We start from the raw sequence: 19004 nt of genomic DNA on the forward strand, positions 1-19004 counted from the left end.
GAACAGGCATTAGCCAAAGGGGAAGGTGTATTACTACTGAAGGGAAAATGATCGACCTTCCTATTGTAGAACGTGAAAGCGTACCCTTCAATCAGTTAAATTATATCAATCGTGACGACTCCAGTTCCTACTGGAGCTTGAAGGGAGGAATATCTTATGAAGAAGATTAGAATTGGTTCAGGTGCGGGATACGCAGGCGATCGAATTGAACCAGCGATGGAATTAATACAAAAAGGAAATTTGGATTACATAATTTTTGAATGCTTAGCAGAAAGAACAATTGCCCTTGCTCAGCAAGAGAAAATGAAAAATCCTGATATGGGGTATAACCATTTATTGAAGTATCGTATGGATAAGGTCTTATCACTGTGTGTCGAGAATAATGTCACATTAATCACCAATATGGGAGCAGCAAACCCACTTGCCGCAGCTAAGATTGTTAAGAATATAGCAGAGGAAAAAGGCATCCATGATTTAAAAATAGCAGCAGTAAGTGGAGATGATGTGTATCCAAACATCGGGATGTACTTGGAATGCTCAATTATAGAAACCGGAGTACCATTGAAAGATGTGAAGTCTTCCATAATTTCTGCAAATGCCTATATCGGAATTTTTGGAATTGTGACCGCGTTGAAAGAAGGGGCAGATATTGTAATTACCGGCCGGGTATCAGATCCCTCATTAGTAGTTGCACCACTTCAGCATGAATTTGGTTGGCAGGATACAGACTATGAGCTTCTTGGTAAGGGGACAGCGGCTGGTCATTTACTCGAGTGTGCAGCCCAAGTGACAGGTGGTTATTTCGCCGATCCGGGGTATAAGGATGTTCCTGACTTATGGAATGTCGGTTATCCGATCGCCGAAGTACAGGGAAATGGGGACTTTTTTTTAACCAAGCTTGAGGATTCGGGAGGCATGGTTACGGCTGCGACCGTAAAGGAACAAGTTGTTTATGAAATTCACGACCCAACCCAATATCTTACTCCTGATGTTATTGCTGATTTCTCTCAAATAGAAGTGATAGAAAAAGTGATAAACCAAGTGCATATTACTGGGGTGTCTGGAAAAGAGAAGAGTGGACTCTATAAAACAAGCATCGGCTACGTGGACGGATACATAGTTGAAGCAGAAATTAGTTACGGCGGTTCGGGTTGTTTGGAAAGGTCAAGACTGGCGGAAGAAGTAGTGAGACACCGGTTGATTCAGGCTAATATAGAGATTCAAGAAATGAGAATCGATCATATTGGTTCTAATTCACTGTATGGATCTTCTATTTCAGAGCCGTTGTATGACAGAGAAAGGCTATCCGAGGTACGATTAAGAGTGGCTGCCAGGACGGCTGATAAAGGAGCTGCTGATGTGATCGGGCAAGAGGTGGAAGCACTCTATACTAATGGGCCTGCTGGAGGCGGTGGTGTTCGGGTTAATGTCCAAGAGGTTGTATCAATTGCATCCATTCTTATTCCTAGCGAAGAGATTACAATCGAAGTAACGTACGAGGAGGTCGGCAAGATTGAAACTCAAGCAAGTCACTCACTCTAGGTCAGGGGATAAAGGAAATATTTCAAATGTTTCCGTCATCGTCTATCGTATGGAAGATTATGAGAAAGTAAAAAAACAGGTAACAGCAGAAAAGGTTAAGGATTACTTTCACGAAATAGTGAAGGGTGATGTGGTTAGGTATGAACTGCCGAAAATTTTCGCATTGAACTTTGTCATGCAAAACGCATTAGGCGGAGGCGTCACAAAATCACTTACTTTGGATCGACATGGAAAAAGTTTGAGCTCGGCTTTAATGGATATGGAAATCGATATGGAAGCTGATGTGAATGACTCAAATTATTAATTTTCTTACGAAGGCGAGCCAATTATTCAGAGGTTCGTTTTTTGTATTCCGAAATTTTGGGACGATAAAAGTCTATATAGTAATTCTATGTAGATGGTGATGAATGTGTAAAACTCTTCTGTTCAAGTGGGATATCAAAACCAACTGCAATAATGAAGATTTTCTTTCGATTCCTACCTAAGATAAATAAGCTCGACACATTGTTATACGTCACTTGTGGCTTATACAAAACGATTGTGAGGTTAAGATTATTGGGATATGTTATTACTAGTGAAGATACATTCTACAGCTACTTGGTAGTATAAGTTGAAGAGCAAAGAGGGTCGCAGCTGAACCTTTCTCTTTCCGTTAAAAATGATAATCAAATAAAAAACTTGCGGGCAAACACAGTTTGCTGACCTTTTTTCATTTTTTTGTTCATAAGTATATCCGTAAAGGAATAAAAAATCATAAATGTTTTCGATTATTAAGATATGGAGGATAATAAATGAGCGAAGTATGGGAAAAGAAAGCAAGATTCGAGCATCAGTTTTGGCTGCAAATCTTAGGGGATCATTCCCGATTTATCCATGAGTCTTTAGCACCGGTTGAACTAGAAAATATTGAAATTGCATCCGAGTTTATTCAAATATTTGACACTCTCCTTGGTAAAGTCAAATCGGAAGATATTTCACAATTGACTTTTGCGGCAGAAGATGCGGCTTTAAAACTTCGAGAGTTTAAGTTAAACCTAATGAAAAAACATTTAGTAGGGAAAATCAAAATACATCTTTCACCTACATTTCTTAATCATATGGTGAACGAATTAGAAGAATATTTAAGGTTATTAAAACACTTTAAATCCAATCAAACCCCACCAGTTTATCATGAACTTCATCATCATTTGGTTTGGCTGTTAGATGCCGCTGGGCATGCAGGTGCCATATCATCCAATTTGGATGATGTTGAAAAACGATTAAAAGAGAAAAGTGACCAATATACGAAGCATTTTAATGAATATTATATAAAAGCAGTCGAATTGGCGGGATATTTACGGACTAATTTATCCACTTTTCCTGCATTAGAAAAGATGAATGTAGACGTCAAATTAGAAATAAAACTTTTTCAGCACTTTCTAAATGAATTGGAGGAACTAGAACTTAGTGCACAAGCTCTAGGAACATTTTCTCCATTAATGGCGGATCATATGTCGCGTGAAGAATGTTATTATTTGATGAAGCTCGCTGAATCGACAAATTCTGAAAAGCCTAACTGCGATCCAGCCAAACCTAGACTAAATGAGGGTATTTGAACAGCTAACCAGTTCGAAAAAGTGCACGATAAACTTATCTTAATGCACCCAACCTAACATGAAACTGTTAAATAACATAAGCAATCCAAGTTGTATTCACGCTATCAAACGAAGGGTATACGTATTGTAACTTTTATTGAACCTCTGAATTTATAAGTGAATAATTGATCCAAACCTAACTTCAAAATCAGACATTCTGATCGTTTATATAGACCTTATAGTCTAAACATACTGAATTTTTTAGAAAGGTAACATTTTTTTTGATAATAAGATGGGATGTATACTTGTCATTGGTGAAATGTAACCATTTATTTGTCTTAATATCATTACTTCTTTTAGAATCTAACCCTACAACATCCACAACTTGATAAACAAGGTATTTTTTAGTATTAGAAACACAAAAAGGATATAGAAACTTTTCTCTATAAGAAAAGCCCTATATCCTTTAAATTTCTAGCAAAAATGTATTTTCACATTTCTCCAGTGTCATAATTTAATTGCCAAATAATTCCGAACTTATCTGTTACCTGACCATAGAGTTTGCTCCAGAATGTTTCTTGAAGGTCCATAACTACTGTGCCGCCTTCTTTCAGTTTATTAAAGATAGATTTAATTTCATCCATGTTTTTATTAACTACTGCAAGGCTTATGTTGTTTCCTTCAACAAAAGGCATTCCAGGAAAAACATCAGAAAACATTACATTACTTCCCTCAATATTAAGCCTTGTGTGCATAACTAAATTTTTTGCTTCTTCTGGGAGAGGGAATTCAGGGTTAGGTGGTGTTTCTCCAAAGGTCATAATTTGTGGTGTTTCAGTCCCAAAAACCTGTGCGTAAAACTCTACTGCTTCACGGCAGTTCCCATTAAAATTAATATAAACATCAACTGACATTTGTTTCACTCCTATGAATTATATTGTTTTTCATTGCTACATGATTTATTTACATATTGTAACATTTAACTGTTTAAAATCAAAAATATTTCCACGAGTTCCATAAAAAAGGTTTCGACAAACTAGAAATAAAATACGAATACAAATGGAATATAAATTCAGAGAGATTGTAGTATCTACCAAAAAAATTTTGTCACTTTTAGAATACAATCCTTTTTCAATAAACTCCAATCTTCCTTATCCTCTTCCTTATCCTCGTTTAAATTCACTATTTCATAATAAAGCTCTGTCCTAATAAAAACTAATAACAATTGAAGGCACTGCAAAATACAAACAAATATTTTCGACCTCGAATAAATCCATTCTGAAAGGGGATAGATAAAAGGTAAGTTAATAAGGATATAAAACTAGTGTCTATTATGGGAAGGGGATGTATTTTTGAAGGCAGCAGAGCTTTTTGTAAAATGTTTAGAGGGTCAGGGTGTTGAATACATATTTGGAGTGCCGGGGGAAGAAAACATAGATTTGTTGGACGCGATAAATAAGTCGAGCATACAGTTTATCGTTTGCCGGCATGAAACTGGAGCAGCGTTTATCGCTGGGATGATGGGTAAGTTGACAGGAAAACCCGGAGTTTGTCTTTCAACACTTGGACCCGGGGCCACCAATATGGTGACGGGTGTTGCCTGTGCTACTTTGGATCGAATGCCGCTAATCGCGATTACGGCACAGACCGATCTCAACATGCAGTTTAAAGGGGCTCATCAATACATAAATATTCTCGAGCTATATCACCCGATTTCGAAATGGAGTACAACTATTTATGATGGTTCCGTTATTCCAAAAATTATAACTAAAGCTTTTGCATTGGCTGCAAAGGATTTGACTGGAGCCATTCATATCGAGTTTCCGAATGATATCGCCTCCGCCCTTGTGCATGGAGAACCTTTACAAACTCAGCTTTATGACAAAAAAGTACGATCATCTGAGCAAGCAATCAATGAAGTGGCTATGGCTATCAATCAAGCAAAATTCCCCCTATTTTTGATAGGGAATAATGCTTCAAAAGGTGGAGCATCTACTGATATTTTAACTTTAATCGAAAAGCTTAAAGCCCCTTTCACAGAAACATTTATGGCGAAAGGCGTAGTTCCAGAAAATCACCCACTGCATTTACAAACAATTGGACTACCAGAAGGTGATATTGTCAATAAAGCCTTTAGTCGCGCAGATTTAGTCATTGCTATCGGATATGACCCTATCGAATACGAACCTAAAAAATGGAACCCATTACTATCACCTATCATTCATATCGATGTACAAGACCATGAGTTAGATAACTATTATCCGGTAAAGGCATCCCTTGTTGGTGACTTGTCTGCAAATCTTTTACGTTTAATTGACCAAATTGATCAAAGGAATGAAATCGATCCATTTTATCGTAATGTAAAGGAAACGATATTGTCAGATCGATTGTTACATTCAACCAGTAATTCATACCCAATGTCTCCTCAACGTATCATTAAGGAAATACGGGAAGTTCTATCAAATGATGATATTTTACTATCAGATGTTGGAGCCCATAAATTGTGGATTGGCCGGCAATATGAGACATTAAAGCCAAATACATGTATCCTATCAAATGGGCTTGCTTCAATGGGTATCGCACTTCCGGGAGCAATTGGTGCGAAACTTGCGTGTCCTGATAAAAAAGTAATGGCTGTATGCGGTGACGGGGCTTTTATCATGTCTATAGCAGAGTTTGAAACAGCGGTTCGTTTGAAGGTACCGATTGTTATTATGATTTGGCGAGATGGAAGATATGGAATGATTGAATGGGAACAAAAAAACAAGTTAGGCCATTCATCTAATATCCAATTTAATAACCCGGATTTTGTTGCCCTTGCAAGATCATATGGTGCGAAAGGATATAAGGTAAAAAAAGCAGCAGAGCTAACAACAGTCTTACAAAAAGCAATATCTGAAGATGGACCGGTAATTGTTGAATGTGAGGTTGATTATCAAGAAAGTTTCAGGTTGAGTGAACGTTTAAAGGACTCTCGTTAGATGACTCACGAAACTTTAATAAATAAAGGAAAGAGAAGCCGAATATAGTATGCATGACGAACGATTGAAGGGGTGAGCATAAATTGTTACTTCAACCAATTACAGATCATGCGAAAATAGTCCACTATTCCTTTAATGAAAAAGCTTCTATTTCAAGGAAGATTACGGTCATTGCACTGTTAAGTACTATGGCGGCTACTCTCCAGGCAGCTGGCGGATTGATTCCGGCAGCTGGTTTGTTCATTAGTCCCCTTGCAACAACACCCGCTATCCTTAGTATGGTTTTATCAGAAAGATATGGTTTGCTTGGTTACTTATTAACCTTGTTTTTGCTCTTTCTCATTCAGCCGAATCAGTAGATTAATAGGTGTATGTAATTCCGGACAGAATACGTCAATTTCGTATCCTCTGGGTAATGCAATGTCATTCGGATTAAGATTTCTCTTCTTATTTTCGTTCATTCCTTTTCTGCCCCCTAATATCAAATGACAAGCACCTTTTCACCCCCAGCAACAGCTCTAGGGACAGCTGCACCAAAGCGAATTGATATGTTAGACAATTTGTATTAGACACCAACATTTTTTTAACCATCCAGAAGTTTCATTAATAGATATTCCATGTGTGTTATTCTCATTAACAAAGATTTAAATAGATTAAGAAGGATTGTCCCCTTTAAGGAACTTAAGAGACAAGTAGTATAGCTAATGGGGAGTCGACATTTTTCAATAAAAACTTAAAATATTGCTTCAAATAACACTTTATAAGGTGAGATTGATTTTTATTATAAAGAAAAACGCCAATTAAGGCGCTTAACAAAATATATAAGATACTTTGAACCGTTAATTATCTTTATCGTGAAGTTTATCTTCATATTCAGTTTCTAACATACCATACATGCCATTCATCTCTTGTTCATCGGGATCTGCCCCAAAGTCGTTATCATTTTTTTTGCTATTATTATCAAGAATTTCTTCTTTATTATTTTTCTTATTCATACATCTCACCTCCAACTATTAGGGTGTCTTATTACCAAAGTAAATATACTATCGTAGACTCAGGTACATTTAGGAGTAAGTGTACCAATTGTATATGGATACTATATCGTTTTTTATTAGTGATTATACTTATAATAGATTTTGGTATTCTAAATAGTTATTACTCTTACTATTTGTTAAAATATAAATAAACTAGAGATAACGGGGAGAGAATGTGAAGCGGAAACGGAAGAAATCAAACACTATTTTTGTAATCTTTATCCTGCTTTTTGTATTTTTGCTCATGAAGCAGGTCATGGAAAGTTCAATTGAGGGAAATTTCTTCACACCAGTGAATCCACCTGATTCGTTTGCGAATGTGAAAAAGTATAGCAACCTTCTGCACGATGAGTTAGCAAAATATGGGCTTGAGGAGCACACATCGACATTGATAGCCCTGATGCAGCAGGAAAGTCGTGGGCGGGGTGGTGATCCAATGCAGGCGTCTGAATCGGCGGGACTCGATCCAAATACAATTACCGATCCTACCGAAAGCATCAGGTATGGAGTGAAACATTTCCAGCGAATTATCAAATATGGGAATGAAAAGAACGTGGATTTCTCTACAATCATTCAATCTTATAATATGGGAATTGGTTATATTGATTACATTGCAAATGCAGGAGGGAAGCATACTGAAGAACTAGCGAAGCAGTTCTCGATGCTCCAAGTTGAAAAGAATCCTACGCTCTATGATTGCGGAGGCGACAAAGGAAATTTCCGATATCCATATTGCTACGGTGACTTTTCATATAGTGCAAAGGTAGCTAAGTACATTGATGAACTTGCAGATAGTGTACCTACTCATGTAAATGGAGAGTAAATAGGTGAAGTACCTTAACGGCCTCACCTGTGTTTTCAGTTCATCAAATTTGATCCTATACATTTTTAGATTTAAAACCGATATTAATCAGAGTGCCCAGCACCTCGGACATGGACTTTTAACATCTGGTTATAGTCCATGTCGATATCAGCGTGAACTGGAAATCTTGTTCGGTATCATAGAAGCATCATTGAAGAAAGAGCACGATAACATTACCTAATTCAAAAAGTACGTACTAGAGGGGTAAACATAAACAACAATCTAGCTCGGTTGTATTTGATATTATGGGCGTTTCATCTAAGGATATGCTTCGTGGCATCGCCGAAAGTGAGATCCTGCTATATGCCGGGATCATAAGACCCTATTTTGTATTAATTATTATATTGATTTGATTTTGTTAGGCCATTTTTTGTTTAATGCACTTATAAATGTTTTCACGTTCTTTTTATCTACCATAATGGGGGAATACACGTAGGAAAGCGTTCTGTTAAAAGACTCATTTTTCAACTGTATAATTGAAAGAGTCTTATGCAGAATGTCTCTTTCAATGACACTACGGGATAAGAGAGTTAGCCCCATACTATTTTTTATAAGTGTTTCTTTAATTCCTTGATTACTGCTTATGGTAAGAAGCGATTTAACTTTCAAACCATTTGAACGAAGGAAGTGGTTAAGATATTCTCGTGTACCTGATCCAACTTCTCTGGTTATCCATGCTTGATTCTGAAGGTCAGCAATCGTAACTTCATCTTTACAAGCGAGTTTATGATTGTTTGAAGAAACTATAAATAACTCATCCTGCAAAAAAGCGTGTACGGAAAGTTCTTTTTCATTTGTTTGACCTTCTATTAAACCTATATCTACTTGATATAACCTGACTGATTTTACGATTTCTTCCGTGTTTCCAATTACAACTTGAAGTTCAAGTTCCGGAAAGTCTTTTTGAAGGTCAATAAGTAAAGAAGGCAAGATATACTCGCCGATTGTAAAACTTGCGCCTATTTTTAATTCTCCTTTTATGGATTTATCATGTTCTTGAATGTCTTGTCTGGTCTGTTCATAGATTGTGATCATTTGCTTAGCGCGATCATAAAGAATTTCTCCTGTTAAAGTGACTTTTAAGAATTTAGGAGAGCGGAGAAATAATTTAGTTTGGAACTCTTCTTCTAATTTTTTTATGTGCAAACTAACACTTGGTTGTGACATAAGAAGCATTTCTGCTGTTTTTGTAAAATTCTTGACTTCTACAAGGGTCACAAAAGTTTTTAAAGCATCATAGTACATAGGAATCCCACCTTATTATTAATATTCTTAATAGTTGCAATTAATTATATATATTTTACTAATGATGTGCCTTTCGGTAAAGTTAATGAGAAACTTATTTTAGGAAGAATCTAGGTTGGGGAAGGCTATCGTCCTTTATTATGTTATTTTTTATTAATAGTGAGCTATGAAAAAGTGTTCCTTCCCTGTATGAACTGAACTTTCTAAATTTTTTTACAGTTAAAACCGACTTCGTCTATAGGAGTAAACGAGTTAATTTCATAGTTCTAAAAAATGTCTAAAACAACTCGTATAAGAATCAACTAAGATAAGTTTATATTCCTTTGTGAGGTGGAAAACGTGCAACTTCAGGTAAGTAACAGTCCTTTTAATCATGAACAGACAGAGCTTCTTAACAATCTACTGCCTAGCTTGACAGAAACACAAAAAGTTTGGCTGAGCGGTTATCTGACCGCGTCTTTGTCAGTTTTCAACGCAGGAACAGCCGACGTATCGGTGGCTCAACCCAGCGGGAAGACAATATCAAAAGAGGTTACCATCCTTTATGGTTCACAGACGGGAAATGCTCAAGGGTTGGCAGAGAATGCAGCAAGAAAGCTTGAGGGTAATGGTTTTCAGGTAACCATTTCATCCATGAGTGACTTTAAAGTGAACAATTTGAAAAAAGTCCAGAATCTTCTTATTGCCGTTAGCACGCATGGAGAAGGGGACCCACCGGATAATACTTTGTCCTTCCATGAGTTTCTTCATGGCAGAAGGGCACCAAACCTTGGAGATCTCCGCTTCTCCGTATTGGCGCTGGGGGACAGCTCATATGAGTTTTTCTGTGAAACGGGAATACAATTCGATAAGCGCTTGGAAGAACTTGGCGGGACCCGGCTATTTCCGCGGATGGACTGTGATCTTGATTATGATGAGCCGGCTGCAGAATGGCTGGAAGGAGTAATTTCGAGCTTAAGTGAGGAGCAAGGAAGTACTGTTTCTGCCGTTCCCGCAACAATAACACCAGTAAGTGAACACACGTATTCCAGGACAAACCCTTTTAAAGCGGAAGTTATGGAAAATATTAACTTGAACGGCCGTGGCTCCAATAAAGAGACACACCATATCGAGTTATCGCTTGAAGGCTCTGGAATTACATTTGAACCTGGTGACAGCCTTGGTATTTATCCACAAAATGATTCCATTTTAGTGGATATGCTCCTTAAAGAAATCAATTGGGACCCTGAAGAAATCGTGAAGGTCAACAAGCAGGGAGACCTTCGAAAACTAAGGGAATCGCTCATCTCCAATTTTGAAATAACAGTATTAACAAAATCGCTCCTTGAGCAAGCGGCCCAACTTTCAGGCAACGAGGATTTAAAGGCACTTTTATCAGCTGGTAATGAAGAAAAACTAAAAGAATATCGTGAAGGCCGTGATTTGCTTGATTTTGTCCGTGATTTTGGCTCATGGGGTGAATCGGCGCAAGAATTCGTCTCCATCCTTCGAAAAATTCCAGCCCGTCTATATTCGATTGCGAACAGCCTATCCGCGTATCCAGATGAAGTGCATCTGACAGTCGGAGCTGTCCGGTATGATAGTCATGGACGAGAAAGAAAAGGTGTCTGCTCCATTTTATGTGCGGAACGTTTACAGCCAGGGGATACGCTTCCTGTTTACATTCAGCATAACCAAAACTTTAAGCAGCCGAAGAACCCAGACACTCCAATCATCATGGTTGGACCGGGAACAGGCATTGCTCCGTTCAGATCCTTTATACAAGAGCGCGAAGAAACAGAAGCGATTGGGAAAACGTGGCTTTTTTTCGGCGATCAGCATTTCTTAACGGATTTCCTATATCAGACTGAATGGCAAAAGTGGTTGAAAACAGGTGTACTTACGAAAATGGATGTAGCCTTTTCGCGTGACGCGGATGAAAAAGTATATGTTCAACACCGGATGCTTGAGCACAGTAGGAAATTATACGAATGGCTTCAAGAAGGAGCGGCGGTATACATTTGCGGAGATGAGAAAAACATGGCACATGACGTCCATAATACACTTATTGAGATCATTGAAAAAGAAGGGCAGATGAGCCATGCTGATGCACAAGATTACCTTGAAGAAATGCAACAGAATAAACGCTATCAACGTGATGTGTACTGAAATATGAATGAAAAGGAGATATCAATATGGTGAACCAACTATTAAAAGCACCAGAAGGCCCGCCTAGTGATGTTGAACAAATAAAAGATAAAAGCAATTATTTGCGTGGTACACTGGGAGAAGTAATGCTGGATCGGATCAGCGCCGGTATTCCAGATGATGACAATCGATTAATGAAACATCACGGCAGCTATTTGCAGGATGACCGGGATCTCCGCAATGAGCGTCAAAAGCAAAAACTTGAACCTGCGTATCAGTTCATGCTGCGTGTCCGTATGCCAGGTGGCGTGGCATTGCCTGCTCAATGGCTTGTCATGGACGAACTGGCCCAAAAATACGGCAATGATACCTTAAAATTGACAACACGCCAGACGTTTCAAATGCATGGCATTTTAAAATGGAACATGAAAAAAACGATTCAGGAAATCCACGCGTCTATGTTGGATACAATTGCGGCATGCGGTGATGTAAACCGGAACGTCATGTGCAACTCGAATCCATTTCAATCGGAAATCCACTCCGAAGTATATGATTGGTCAACAAAATTGAGTGATTACTTATTGCCACGCACCAGAGCGTATCACGAAATTTGGCTGGATGAAGAAAAAGTGGTTGGCACGGCAGAAATGGAAGAAGTCGAACCAATGTACGGAAAGCTTTATTTACCGCGTAAATTTAAAATTGGTATCGCCGTTCCGCCATCGAATGATATTGATGTCTTTTCACAGGATCTTGGATTCATTGCGATTGTTGAAGATGACAAGCTTGTCGGTTTTAATGTGGCGATAGGTGGTGGCATGGGCATGTCGCACGGCGACAAAGAAACCTATCCGCAGCTTGCCAAAGTAATTGGCTTCTGTATGCCGGACCAAATTCTTGATGTAGCGGAAAAAGTCATTACGATACAGCGTGATTACGGAAACCGTTCCCTCCGCAAAAATGCAAGATTTAAGTACACAGTTGACCGACTTGGGTTAGAGACGGTCAAGGCTGAACTGGAAAACCGTCTAGGCTGGAGGTTGGAGGAGGCGAAGAAGTATCATTTTGACAATAACGGTGACCGCTATGGTTGGGTAAAAGGCATTCAAGGAAAATGGCATTTTACTTTGTTTGTAGAAGGAGGCCGTATTGCGGATATTGATGATTACAAGTTGATGACCGGTATACGCGAGATAGCCAAAATCCATACCGGTGATTTCCGTCTGACTGCAAATCAAAACCTGATCATTGCCAATGTATCAAGCCAGGAAAAGGAAAAAATCAGCGACCTGATCGTACAATACGGTTTGACGGATGGCGGTCATTATACAGCCCTCCGCCGCAGCTCAATGGCGTGCGTTTCCCTTCCAACATGCGGGTTAGCGATGGCGGAAGCAGAACGTTATTTGCCGGTTTTATTGGATAAGATCGAGACCATTGTCGATGAAAATGGTCTAAGGAATGAAGAAATTACGATTCGCATGACTGGTTGCCCGAACGGATGTGCCCGCCACGCACTCGGAGAAATCGGCTTTATCGGCAAAGCTCCCGGTAAATACAACATGTATCTCGGTGCAGCTTTTGACGGTAGCCGGTTAAGCAAAATGTATCGTGAAAACATCGGTGAAGAAGAAATTTTGAGAGAGCTGCGTGTGCTTCTTTCCCGCTACGCGAAAGAACGGCAGGAAGAAGAGCACTTCGGTGACTTCGCTGTCCGCGCAGGCATCATCAAAGCAGTGACAGACGGCACAAATTTTCATGATTGATGAAGATGCATCAGAGACAGGAATACGTTCCTGTCTCTTTTTTATCATTTCCCGCCAGAAGACTCCCTCTTCAAGCGTGTGAAGGGCGAGATGAATGGCGGTTGGGATAAGCCAAAGTAATCTTTGACAAACATACGTTCGGTAGTTAATAATAACTATAAGGGGGTGAAACCAATGGTCGTAAACAAAGCTTATAAATTTCGAATCTATCCAACTAAAGAACAACTAGTTCTAATCAATAAAACGATCGGCTGCTCCCGTTTTGTCTTTAACTTCTTTTTAGGCAAACAAAAGGAGAAAGATGCCTACTGGTATATTTGTGAAGAAATGAAGCAGAACGGCCAATTACGCTCTAATGAATGGAAAGGTTCTTTTCTGGATAAATACGCAACAATCAGGCGGAACCCTTCGGGTAAATATTTCATTTCCGTTTTAGCGGAAACCAATGTACAAGTACTTCCTAAAAATAATCGTTCGTGCGGTGTAGATGTTGGTTTGAAGAACTTTGCTATTCTTTCAGATGGTACGGTCTATCAAAATCCAAAATTCTTCCGGACGGTCGAAAAGAAATTGGCCAAAGCACAACGGATTCTTTCAAGGCGACAAGAAATAGCCTTGAATCAAAATAAACCATTGGCTGAAGCTAAAAACTATCAAAAACAAAAACAAAAAGTGGCTATCCTACACGAAAAAATTTCAAATGCCCGAATGGATTACTTTCATAAAGTTTCTACCGAAATCATCAAAAACCAGGATGTTATTGGAATGGAAGACTTGCAAGTGTCGAATATGATGAAAAATCACAAACTAGCTAAAGCTATTAGTGAAGTATCTTGGTACCAATTCAAAAAAATGTTGGAATACAAAGCAAAATGGTATGGTAAACAAATCGTGACCGTATCTAAAACGTTTGCTTCTAGCCAATTGTGTTCTAGCTGCGGTAACCAAAATAAAGACGTTAAACATCTGAATCTTCGTGAATGGGATTGTCCTTTTTGTTCTACTCACCACGATCGAGATATTAACGCAGGACTCAATCTAATGAATGAAGCCATAAGGCTTCTAACCGTAGGAACTACGGGAGTAGCCTAATTAAAAATTGGCCGATAGGCTAATGTTCTTAGGAATCCCCCACTTTAATCAGACCGTAAGGTCGATAAGTGGTGGGTAGTTCAATTGGTCCTGTTTGAAATGACTGTATTTTTTAAAAACTACTATTCAGACAGACAGGAACAAAAAACTGTGTATCATGCCATTATTAGGGGTGACAATGACATATTTATTGTCATCTGTACAGAAGGGAACGGGATAGACTTCACCTCTCCCTTTTTTTTCATCACCGATTCAATGCTCTACTATATCTCGAATGCTGTTTTGAAGTAGTTCAACAGGAATAGGAAATAAACGAAGGGGTGTTTTAAAAAGAAATATATACTGTTATAAAGTAACAAGTAAGGAACGGAAAAAATCACGGTTTTAGAAATATAAGAGAAGGTACTAGGACATCTATTTAAGAAGCGTAGGACGTGATAATTGGAGCCATTAAAATATTTTAAACAAAATATTGCACCATTAACCTCGATAGAATATATAAATAATCCTTTAACCTTAAATATCTTAATATCGTATTTTTTTATTTAAGCCTCGCGATTAAGTCATTTTATAGACTTTTTAGAACAAGAGGAGGTACCAGGACAGATGCCCTTAATTATTTTAGAATCTATAGGGCATTATTATTCCACCGTCGATAAATACTGCGAAATAAAGGGGGCGGAAAAAATGATAATTCGTTCGATAATAAAGTTTTTTCAATGATTGCTGGGTTTGGTAAATCTGTATTTATTGATTACTTATTAGTGATTGCTTAAAAAATAAGAGGGCCGCCAATTGACAGCCTTTGAATGTACGATCATTTACAATCTCATACTAAGATAAACGCCATATCAAGGTGATTATCTTTGGGATCTTTCTTTCACTGACAAACGCCATTAGCGATTTAGAAGACATTTTTTATTTAACAGGAAGCTGAACATGAAAGGTAGTTCCTTTTCCAACTACACTTTTAACTGAGATATCTCCTCCATGTTTATGTATCGTTGTAAATACTTGAGTTAGGCCTAAACCTGTTCCTTCGCTTTTGGTGGAAAAGAACGGTGTTCCTAGCATCTTTAACTTATCTTTAGATATTCCTACTCCTGTATCACTAAGTTTTATATGAATCCTTCCACTTTTATAATAATGTTCAATTCTAATTTTTCCCTTACCCTGAATCCCCTCAATTGCCTCAATTGCCTCAATTGCATTCTTCACCAGATTAAAAAAGGCTTTTAGAAATAAATTTCTCTTTCCAACTACTTTTCTCTCTGAATCCCTTAAATCCCATTCTATTTCCACGTTATAAAGTTTTTCTTGGAATAAAAACAAAAGAGCAGTTAACTCCTTACATAAATCAATGGGAACAAAAGGCTCCTCGTTTAAATCAGGTTTAGAAACGTGTAATAGATTTTGCAGAGTCTCTAATGCTTTTTCTAATTCTGCTTCCATCGTATTGATATAAGGATGAGGATGGGATTCTTTTAATAGCTGTAAAAATCCCTTTACTGAAGTAAGAGGATTTTTAACTTCATGAACAATCCCAGCAGCTATTTGACCTATTGATGCTAATTTTTCTCTGTCTTTCAAAAGAATTTCTGCTTTTTTACGATCTGTAATGTCTCGAATAATGACTTGAGTCAAGATCATCTCTTTCAAATAAAAAGGGGCAGCTGTTACTTCAATATCAATAACCTCTCCATTACTACAAATCATTTTTTGTTCCGCCAGTTCTAATATCTCTTGTTTTTCCAGCACCCTTTTTAATCGGTCATTACAACTAGCATGGTTATCTGGCGGGAGAAAAACGTACAAGTTTTTATACAATATGTCCTCAGGAGAAGCTAACTTTAGCAATTCCAAACAAGCTCTATTACAGTAAAGAATTTTTCCTGCCTGTCCAACAATCATAATTGAATTGAGGGAATACGAGATCAATTGATGGAAGTCAATGTCTGTTGAGTCAATTTGTAATTCCAAGTAAATCACTCCGTATTTAATCATTGCCATTAGTTTATCAGGAAACATGCTTAACTGGAATAAAAATTTTAACTTTAGCTCTTTTTAATTATTTGTTTAACTATTTTTTACACGTTCGTTCAAGAACAGATCATCATTCCTCAACATCATTAATATGTGGAGAAGTTTAGATAAAATATATTGAATTTCTATAAAAAAGAGTATACAAAAAAAAGCACAGCCTTATGAAAAGGGGTGCGAAGAGGTTAGGAAAGGGTTAAGAAATTTAAATGTACGACCCTAAAGCATAAGTAGTTTATGAATTAGGGCATGAATTTCAGGTGAAAATATATATTTGAACATTTTATCTCCTAATAATAGTTAAGATTATTTGCATCAAAATAAGATTTAAAAGATTTGTTTTATTGCACTAAACTGTTCTGATAGTTGAAGAAGGGTATTTTATTTGAATGTATGATAATAGTAATCATCAATAGTCCTTAGCAGTGTATTTTTCTTGAAACTTTCATTCAATTTCTAGATAGGATTGCCGAGTAATGGTAAACCTCATTCTAATTTGGAGATATGTAATTTGAGGTATTTTAAAAACTCTCTGGCTGCTAAAGAAAAATGTTTTTTCTTTGACCGTACCCATCCGAAGGATCGGTGGTTGGATTCAAAGTTTATTAATGATATTGGGATAATTTCTCCACTTTTAACATAATGGTCATCTTTTAGTGCTATATCCATCAAAAAGCTTATCGCTAACCCTTCTGAAACCGCTTTTTTGATGACTTCGGTATTGTTAGAAGCAAATAAAATATTCATCGGTCCGTATCTATTCATAAATATAGAGATGGAATCTTTCCATATTACCCCATCATACATCACTACTGTTTCATTAATTAGCTCCTCAGGAGTTATATGATCACTGAATGCTAAAGGAGAATGTTTGCTGACACACACCATGATTTTCCCTTCTAATAAGGATTCGAAAACCAGCTCTTCATGTGCATTCCAATCTATTTCATCAAGCATGGCTAATCCAATGTCAATTTTCCCTTGGGAAACATCTTCAATAATATTTAGTGACTTTTTTTCGGTCATGACAATACGGAAGTTAGGATAGTCCTTTTTAAAGTTTGCTAACGCTTTGAGTAAAATCGGCATGAATAAGCTGGGGCTGGCCGATATATTTAATTCTCCGTTTATTAAGGATGTTTGCTCTTGCGCTTCTTCTTGTATTTCTTCAATCTTCACAACAATTTCATAGGCTTTTTTAATGATGTTTTTACCCTCTGTTGTCGGCTGGGCGCCTAACCGCGAACGTGTAAACAAATGTATGCTTAATTCTTGTTCTAAATTGGTAATCGCCTTACTAATGGTAGATTGTGAAACATGAAGATTTTGTGCAAGCAATGGAAATAGAACGTGTTTTAGCTACTTCAACAATATATTTTAATTGTTCTAGATGCACAACATTCCCTCCTTTATATGAATTTGGTTCAAGTATATATGATATATAGCTATTTTACTTTAATATCAACCATATATAAAATAAAATTATGAATATTAAAACTATTCAAATAACCATGAGAATAATTGAAATCACTTTTAAAAGCAGGGATTAGAAAGGAGGAAAGTATGCAGGAAACAGTACAAATCGAGAATATAGAACATTTAAGGGATAGGCTGCTTCATTTCATTCACAATGAGTTGTTACCGTTTGAAAGAGAACACGAAATTGACTCAGAAAAAGAGATTCCGATGGAACAGATCAAATGGGTAAGAAAGCGAGCGAAGGAGCTCGGGTTTTATGGCATCAGCCTTCCTAAGGAGGCAGGAGGGCAATCACTTAGCTTGAAAGGGCTATGTGGTTTAAAGGAGGAACTAGCAAAATCAGGGGCTGCTTTATGGGGGCATGTATTAGGTGAAATAGGCGGTCCTTTGCGCATTGGCCAGATGTTAAAAATTTTTACTCCGGATCAAATAACAAGGTATGTAATGCCGGTAATTAATGCAGAAGCGGGATGTTGTTTTGCATTGTCAGAACCCGGGGCGGGATCAGATGCCCATGCCATTCAAACGACTGCAGTACGCGAAGGTGATGACTACATTTTACATGGTAAAAAGCATTTTATTAGCGCTGCGCCTTATGCAGATTGGGCCATTGTGATGGCGAAAGAGATTGTGGAGGCAGATGGTGAAAGAGTTACTGCCTTTATTGTAGAGAAACAAACAGAGGGAAGGTCGGGTTTTGAATTAGGAAACATTCAAGTTCCAATTTCCGGTGAACGGAGCACGGCCGAGCTAATCTTTAATCAATGCCGAGTCCCATCTACTAATATTCTCGGTCAACCGGGCAAAGGGTTGATGCTGGGGCTCAGCAGAATAAATGAAAATCGGGCTTCTTGGGGGGCTACCTACCTTGGCGTTGCACAACGGCTATTAGACTTATCTATCGATCATGCCAAACAGCGGGTACAGTTCGGTAGACCAATTGGAGATTTTCAAGCGATTCAACATATGCTAGCGGAGATGGCGACTGAAATATACGCCGCACGTTGCATGCTCTACGATGTCATCGAGAAGATTGATCATGGTGAAGAGGTGAGAGGAGCTTCATCCATGGTTAAACTGTATTCCTCTGAGGTTGCTAATCGAGTTGCCGACAAGGCTGTTCAAATCTTTGGCGGGCAAGGGTTAATGAAAGGACACCCTGTCGAGAAAATGTACAGGGACGTACGGATGTTTAGAATTCTGACTGGTACATCTGAAATTCAGAAAAACATGATTTCCAAAGAACTGCTGAAGAAATAAAA

15 protein-coding genes are annotated in these 19004 nt (G+C 37.9%); 10 read left to right on the forward strand and 5 right to left on the reverse strand.

The features are described from left to right. Positions 1 to 156 precede the first annotated feature (156 nt). The 3 genes from JFU50_RS23835 to JFU50_RS23845 all read left to right on the forward strand — a co-directional run bounded on the left by JFU50_RS23835 (position 157) and on the right by JFU50_RS23845 (position 3137). Complete coding sequence (locus tag JFU50_RS23835; protein WP_201224449.1) at positions 157 to 1542, forward strand: acyclic terpene utilization AtuA family protein; 1386 nt, start codon at positions 157 to 159, stop codon at positions 1540 to 1542. After that, on the forward strand, positions 1514 to 1846 hold the full coding sequence (locus JFU50_RS23840) for an AtuA-related protein (RefSeq protein ID WP_201224450.1): 333 nt from the start codon (positions 1514 to 1516) through the stop codon (positions 1844 to 1846). The genes JFU50_RS23835 and JFU50_RS23840 overlap by 29 nt, the downstream gene beginning before the upstream one ends. A 487-nt stretch (positions 1847 to 2333) precedes the next feature. After that, the gene (locus tag JFU50_RS23845; protein WP_201224451.1) at positions 2334 to 3137 is read left to right on the forward strand and encodes a DUF2935 domain-containing protein; all 804 of its coding nucleotides are present in this window, start codon (positions 2334 to 2336) and stop codon (positions 3135 to 3137) included. Between the two features lie 470 nt (positions 3138 to 3607). On the opposite strand, the gene JFU50_RS23850 is transcribed toward JFU50_RS23845, so the two are convergent. Next, the gene (locus JFU50_RS23850; RefSeq protein ID WP_201184774.1) at positions 3608 to 4030 is read right to left on the reverse strand and encodes a VOC family protein; all 423 of its coding nucleotides are present in this window, start codon (positions 4028 to 4030) and stop codon (positions 3608 to 3610) included. 438 nt (positions 4031 to 4468) lie between these two features. Here JFU50_RS23850 and JFU50_RS23855 point away from each other — a divergent pair, with 438 nt between their 5' ends. Together JFU50_RS23855 and JFU50_RS30460 are read left to right on the forward strand one after the other, a co-directional pair. Further along, positions 4469 to 6097 carry an acetolactate synthase large subunit gene (locus tag JFU50_RS23855; RefSeq protein ID WP_201224452.1) on the forward strand — a complete coding sequence of 543 codons (1629 nt, stop codon included), beginning with the start codon at positions 4469 to 4471 and terminating at the stop codon, positions 6095 to 6097. Positions 6098 to 6180: 83 nt separating this feature from the next. Further along, positions 6181 to 6456 (forward strand): hypothetical protein, encoded by a 276-nt coding sequence (locus tag JFU50_RS30460; RefSeq protein WP_201249433.1) that lies wholly within the window; start codon positions 6181 to 6183, stop codon positions 6454 to 6456. Positions 6457 to 6936: 480 nt separating this feature from the next. Here the strand turns inward: JFU50_RS30460 and JFU50_RS23865 are convergent, their stop codons facing one another. Further along, on the reverse strand, positions 6937 to 7092 hold the full coding sequence (locus tag JFU50_RS23865; protein WP_082612622.1) for a DUF4021 domain-containing protein: 156 nt from the start codon (positions 7090 to 7092) through the stop codon (positions 6937 to 6939). A gap of 214 nt (positions 7093 to 7306) precedes the next feature. Between JFU50_RS23865 and JFU50_RS23870 the strand changes: the two genes are divergently transcribed. Then, positions 7307 to 7954 carry a lysozyme family protein gene (locus JFU50_RS23870; protein ID WP_313888829.1) on the forward strand — a complete coding sequence of 216 codons (648 nt, stop codon included), beginning with the start codon at positions 7307 to 7309 and terminating at the stop codon, positions 7952 to 7954. A 378-nt stretch (positions 7955 to 8332) separates the two neighbouring features. Here the strand turns inward: JFU50_RS23870 and JFU50_RS23875 are convergent, their stop codons facing one another. Then, the gene (locus JFU50_RS23875; RefSeq protein ID WP_201184765.1) at positions 8333 to 9238 is read right to left on the reverse strand and encodes a LysR family transcriptional regulator; all 906 of its coding nucleotides are present in this window, start codon (positions 9236 to 9238) and stop codon (positions 8333 to 8335) included. A gap of 339 nt (positions 9239 to 9577) precedes the next feature. Here JFU50_RS23875 and JFU50_RS23880 point away from each other — a divergent pair, with 339 nt between their 5' ends. From JFU50_RS23880 to JFU50_RS23890, 3 genes are all read left to right on the forward strand, one after another. Beyond that, entirely contained in the window at positions 9578 to 11386 is a 1809-nt protein-coding gene (locus tag JFU50_RS23880) for an assimilatory sulfite reductase (NADPH) flavoprotein subunit (RefSeq protein WP_201224456.1), read from the forward strand. A 26-nt stretch (positions 11387 to 11412) separates the two neighbouring features. Then, on the forward strand, positions 11413 to 13131 hold the full coding sequence (cysI, locus tag JFU50_RS23885) for an assimilatory sulfite reductase (NADPH) hemoprotein subunit (protein WP_201184761.1): 1719 nt from the start codon (positions 11413 to 11415) through the stop codon (positions 13129 to 13131). A gap of 174 nt (positions 13132 to 13305) precedes the next feature. Beyond that, positions 13306 to 14223 (forward strand): RNA-guided endonuclease TnpB family protein, encoded by a 918-nt coding sequence (locus JFU50_RS23890; RefSeq protein ID WP_201224458.1) that lies wholly within the window; start codon positions 13306 to 13308, stop codon positions 14221 to 14223. A 918-nt stretch (positions 14224 to 15141) separates the two neighbouring features. Here JFU50_RS23890 and JFU50_RS23895 read toward each other — a convergent pair. Both JFU50_RS23895 and JFU50_RS23900 read right to left on the reverse strand, forming a co-directional pair. Continuing rightward, entirely contained in the window at positions 15142 to 16203 is a 1062-nt protein-coding gene (locus JFU50_RS23895; protein ID WP_201225172.1) for a two-component system sensor histidine kinase NtrB, read from the reverse strand. 546 nt (positions 16204 to 16749) lie between these two features. After that, positions 16750 to 17601, reverse strand: coding sequence for a LysR family transcriptional regulator (locus JFU50_RS23900; RefSeq protein ID WP_201224460.1), 852 nt, complete (start codon positions 17599 to 17601; stop codon positions 16750 to 16752). A gap of 225 nt (positions 17602 to 17826) precedes the next feature. Between JFU50_RS23900 and JFU50_RS23905 the strand changes: the two genes are divergently transcribed. Continuing rightward, positions 17827 to 19002 carry an acyl-CoA dehydrogenase family protein gene (locus JFU50_RS23905; protein ID WP_201224461.1) on the forward strand — a complete coding sequence of 392 codons (1176 nt, stop codon included), beginning with the start codon at positions 17827 to 17829 and terminating at the stop codon, positions 19000 to 19002. Positions 19003 to 19004 lie beyond the last annotated feature (2 nt).

This window comes from Peribacillus sp. TH14 (assembly GCF_016651145.1).
GTDB lineage: Bacteria > Bacillota > Bacilli > Bacillales > DSM-1321 > Peribacillus > Peribacillus butanolivorans.

What these genes read in the sequence shown, in the direction of transcription:
- JFU50_RS23835 (WP_201224449.1), top strand. Translation starts at nt 157, where the DNA reads ATGAAGAAGATTAGAATTGGTTCAGGTGCGGGATACGCAGGCGATCGA.
- cysI (WP_201184761.1), top strand. Translation starts at nt 11,413, where the DNA reads ATGGTGAACCAACTATTAAAAGCACCAGAAGGCCCGCCTAGTGATGTT.
- JFU50_RS23875 (WP_201184765.1), bottom strand. Translation starts at nt 9,238, where the DNA reads ATGTACTATGATGCTTTAAAAACTTTTGTGACCCTTGTAGAAGTCAAG.
- JFU50_RS23865 (WP_082612622.1), bottom strand. Translation starts at nt 7,092, where the DNA reads ATGAATAAGAAAAATAATAAAGAAGAAATTCTTGATAATAATAGCAAA.
- JFU50_RS23890 (WP_201224458.1), top strand. Translation starts at nt 13,306, where the DNA reads ATGGTCGTAAACAAAGCTTATAAATTTCGAATCTATCCAACTAAAGAA.
- JFU50_RS23845 (WP_201224451.1), top strand. Translation starts at nt 2,334, where the DNA reads ATGAGCGAAGTATGGGAAAAGAAAGCAAGATTCGAGCATCAGTTTTGG.
- JFU50_RS23905 (WP_201224461.1), top strand. Translation starts at nt 17,827, where the DNA reads ATGCAGGAAACAGTACAAATCGAGAATATAGAACATTTAAGGGATAGG.
- JFU50_RS23850 (WP_201184774.1), bottom strand. Translation starts at nt 4,030, where the DNA reads ATGTCAGTTGATGTTTATATTAATTTTAATGGGAACTGCCGTGAAGCA.